1 protein-coding gene is annotated in these 1,102 nt (G+C 67.5%); it reads right to left on the bottom strand.

Annotation, left to right across the window (positions count from 1 at the left end; genetic code table 11):
- A partial coding sequence (locus JNW87_RS38990) for an integrase core domain-containing protein (protein ID WP_238455499.1) occupies positions 1-1,016 on the bottom strand: 1,016 nt, incomplete at its 3' end.
- Between the last annotated feature and the right edge of the window lie 86 nt (positions 1,017-1,102).

The raw sequence follows: 1,102 nt of genomic DNA, 5'->3' as shown, positions 1-1,102 counted from the left end.
CGTCGGATCCTGGCGGCGGTCAAGTCAGTGACTCCCGACGGCGGGTTTGGCGGCTGTTGGCAGAGCGATCGATGTGGTCGGTGGCTGTTGTAGTGGGCCGTGTACTCGGCGAGGACGGTCGCGAGGTGCCGTTCATTGACGATGAGCATCTGGTCGGTGCACTCCCGGCGTACGGTGCCCACCCACCGCTCGGCGAACGCGTTCGCCCGGGGTGCCTGCGGTGGGGTCTTGATCACCTCGATGCCGTCCGTGGTGAACACCGTGTCGAAGACCGCCGTAAATTTCATATCGCGGTCGCGGAGCAGGAACCGCAGCTCAGCCGCGCGCTGGTCGAGGTCCATCAGCAGATTCCGTGCCTGCTGGGCCACCCAGGCACCGGTGGGATGGGCGGTCACCCCAACCACGTGGACTTGGCGGGTGGCGATCTCGACGAAGAACAGCACGTAGATCCGCTTGAGCATCACGGTGTCGACGGTGAAGAAGTCACAGGCCAGGATCGTGTGGGCCTGGGCGGTCAGGAACTGTTTCCAGGTCGGTCCGGACCGCCGGGGTGCCGGGTCGACCCCGGCCTGGTTGAGGATTTTCCACACCGTGCTCGCCGCGACCCGGTAGCCCAGGCCGAGCATTTCGCCCTGGATGCGCCGGTGCCCCCACGACGGGTTCTCCGCCGCGAGTCGCAGCACCAGGTCGCGGACCTGTGCGTTCACTGGTGGCCGGCCCGGCCGGGCGTGCGGGTACGTCCATCGCCGGGCGACGAGTTCACGATGCCAACGAAGCAGCGTCGCCGAGGTCACGACGAACACCGACCAGCGAGGGCGGGGCAGCAGCCGCGACAGCACCGCCAGCACCACCCGGTCGGCCGGTTCGAGATCGGGGCGGGTCACCTGACGGCGCAGCACCGCCACCTGATGGCGGAGCACCAGGATCTCCACATCCTTGGCCCCACCGTCGCGGGCGAGTTGGGACAACATCTGCAGGACCTGGCGAGGCAGCAGGTACACCAACGACGCGCTCATGACCACGAGCATGACGGCTGCACCGGGCTCAAGCCCGCACAGAACCGCACTTCAGACGGTCGAACCGGGTATTCGAGCCCCACAGG

This window comes from Micromonospora sp. ATA51, assembly GCF_016802855.1.
GTDB lineage: Bacteria > Actinomycetota > Actinomycetes > Mycobacteriales > Micromonosporaceae > Micromonospora > Micromonospora sicca.
The sequence above is the reverse complement of the archived record's forward strand: the minus strand, read 5'-3'. Positions and strand labels throughout refer to the sequence as shown.